A 2,936-nucleotide genomic window follows, 5' to 3' on the forward strand; every position below is an offset into this window, starting at 1 on the left:
GCCGTAACCGATCTTGCGCCAGAGAATGTCGGTATCGAGGATGATGCCGCGCTTCTCCGGCGGATAGGCGCCGACACGCTGCAGCACGGCAAAGGCGAACATGGCCAGCACCAGGAGCTGCATCTGCGTGAGGATATGGTCTGCCGTATAGGGCTCGTAGCGCATTGTGTACGGGTCATCGGCATAGGGCAGGATCGAGTAGAGCCAGTCAAAGCCGAAGCCCGGAATGAAGGCCGGCAGGCCGACGCCGATACAGATGAAAGCTGCCGCCGCCATGGCGAGCAGCATGTTGAACGGCGCTTCCTTCGGCCGCTTGCCGCTATCATGCCCGAAGAAGGCGAAATACGGGATCTTGATGCCTGAATGCTCGAGCACACCTGCCGAGGCAAAGAGCAGCATCAGCCACGGGATCAGCGCGCCGATACCTGCGACAGCGCTCATGGTGAGCGACTTGGACACAAAGCCCGAAAAGAGCGGGAAGGCCGAGATCGAGGCCGCCCCGATGAGGCAGAACAGCGTCGTCCACGGCATGGTGCGGTAGAGCCCGCCAAGCTCAGTCGCCTTGGCCGTCCCACAGCGATAAAGCACCGCTCCCATGCTCATGAAGAGCAGCGACTTGTACATGATGTGGCAGAAGGCGTGCGCCGCTGCGCCGTTGAGCGCCAGCGGCGTGCCGACCCCGATTGCGCAGACCATGAAGCCGAGCTGGTTGTTGAGCGAGAAGGAGAGCACTTTTCGAAGATCATTCTCCACCACGGCGAAGAAGACCGGATAGACCGTCATGATCGCGCCGATCCATATGAGGCTCGGCTCGCCAGCAAAGGTTCGCGCCAGCGCATAGATGGCGAGCTTGGTGGTAAACGCGGACAGCACCACTGTGCCGGTCACCGTCGCCTTCGGGTAAGCATCCGCCAGCCAGGTGTGCAGGAAGGGGAAGCCGGCCTTGATGCCAAAGGCGAGGAAGACCAGCAGCACGCCCGGATTGCCAAGCTCCAGTGCGCGTATGCTCATATCGCCTGTGTCGAAATAGATTTGCAGCGCGCCGAACAGCAGCAAGACGCCGGAGAGCACATGCAGGCCGAGATAACGCATTCCTGCCTTGTAGGCCGCGCGTGTGCCCGACTTGAAGATCAGGAACACCGACGTCACCGCCGTCAGCTCCCAGAAGATAAACAGGCTGATGAAATCGCCACAGAAACAGGCCGCCACGGCCGCGCCCATATAGGACATCGCCATGGAGTCCTCGAGTTGGCTGTCATTGTGCAGCGCATAGACGGCGTTGATCAGCGCCGCGATCAGGAAGGCGAGACCGAAGATGAAGGATAGCGAGTCAACGCGGTAGAGCACCATGTCGAAACCAAGCATGCCGAGCGTCGCAATGTCTGTTTCGCGCGGCGCGGCCAGCAGCATGAACAGCGCCACGACCGGCGCAGCGAGCGCAAGTCCCTGCCGCACGCGCTGGATCGGTGTCACACCGGCAATGAGGCCGGCCAGGATGAGGACAAGGCCCGGATTGATGGAGGCGAGCATCGCGGTCATGGGTGCGGCTCCTCTCCGGCAGGCTCTTCCTCGTCATGATAATAGTCTTCCTCGCGGCGCAGCAGCTTGCCAAGCGGCCAGCCGGCCAGCACGACCAGCGTGAACGAGAAGAAGCCCCACAGGGCGTAGAAAGCGGTGATCGAGTCGATCCCGAAATAGGCATGGCGGAAATGCTCACCCTCGGCGGACGCCGCTTCGAGCAGAACTTCAGCAGCGATCAGCCCGACCGAGACAAGCGCCAGCACGAGAAACACGACGCGCCCGGCCCATGGCTTCGAGGTCCAGCCGAACATGATCTTGGCCGCCGTGCTCGTATGCGTGTCATCGGGCAATTCATGCTCGCCATGATCGGTCAGATGGGGCGGTGTCACATGATCACTCATGGCTGGCCTCCAATGGCTGGCAGAAGGAAGTCGTAGAGCTCGCCCATGAAGAAGAACAGCACGAGCGTGCCGATGGCTGTGAAGACGGGCGCGGCGACGGTGAACATGGGCGCGCCTTCAGGCCGCTTATAGGGCACAGGCTCCGGCGTGCCTTTCGGCGCCATCAGGCCAAGGACGGCGATCGGCAACAGATAGGCGATATTGGCCAGTGAGGAGAAGACCAGCACCCAGGCCACATAGCTATCGCCTGACTCGGCTGAGCCCAGCATGAGAAGCACTTTCGGCCAGCCGCCCGCGAGCGGCGGAATACCGATGATAGAGAGAGAGCCGACCAGGAAGGCGCCAAACACCCAGGGCATGCGCCGCCCCAGGCCGCGCATCTCTGAAATCAGTTTCTTGCCGGTCGCGACATAGATCGCGCCTGCACACATGAAGAGCGTCATCTTGCCGAAAGCATGCGCCGGGATCTGCAGCGCCCCGCCCATCATGCCGGCCTGATTGGCGAGCATGACGCCTGCCGTCACATAGGCCAGCTGGCCGACGGTCGAATAGGCAAGCCGCGCCTTGAGATCATCCTTGGTGAGCGCGACAAGCGAGGCGACGACGATGGTGAAACAGGCAACCCCCAGAACGAAGTCGCGCGCGGGCGTGTCCTTCAGCAAATCATAGCCGAACACATAGAGCCCGACCTTCGCCATGGTGAAGACACCCGCCTTCACAACGGCCACGGCGTGCAGCAGCGCCGAGACAGGCGTCGGGGCGACCATCGCATTGGGCAGCCAGAAATGGACAGGCATAAGCGCCGCCTTGCCGATGCCGAACGCGAACAGGATCAGCAGCGCGCTTGCCACGACGGGCGTGACGCCCTCGACCCCGTACAGCAAGCCACCGGGCACAAAATCCATGCTGCCGGCCAGCGTATAGGTCCAGATAATCGCCACCAGCAGGAGCCCGATCGATGTGGCGAGAAGCGTCATCAGATAGATGCTGGCGCCTCTGAGCGCGGCCTTGTCT

3 protein-coding genes are annotated in these 2,936 nt (G+C 62.1%); all 3 read right to left on the reverse strand.

Annotation, left to right across the window (positions count from 1 at the left end; translation table 11 throughout):
• On the reverse strand, positions 1-1,539 hold a 1,539-nt coding region (locus WA989_RS03915; protein ID WP_424339209.1), incomplete at its 3' end, for a Na(+)/H(+) antiporter subunit D.
• Positions 1,536-1,922, reverse strand: a complete 387-nt coding sequence (locus tag WA989_RS03920) for a hypothetical protein (RefSeq protein WP_424339210.1) — start codon at positions 1,920-1,922, stop codon at positions 1,536-1,538. The genes WA989_RS03920 and WA989_RS03915, both read right to left, overlap by 4 nt.
• A partial coding sequence (locus WA989_RS03925; RefSeq protein ID WP_424339211.1) for a proton-conducting transporter membrane subunit occupies positions 1,919-2,936 on the reverse strand: 1,018 nt, incomplete at its 5' end. The genes WA989_RS03925 and WA989_RS03920, both read right to left, overlap by 4 nt.

Origin of the sequence: Henriciella sp. (genome assembly GCF_049649345.1) — a bacterium.
Lineage (GTDB): Bacteria > Pseudomonadota > Alphaproteobacteria > Caulobacterales > Hyphomonadaceae > Henriciella.

Bases quoted from the DNA above. Each gene is read 5' to 3' on its own strand.
- WA989_RS03920 (WP_424339210.1), bottom strand. From the start codon at position 1,922: ATGAGTGATCATGTGACACCGCCCCATCTGACCGATCATGGCGAGCAT.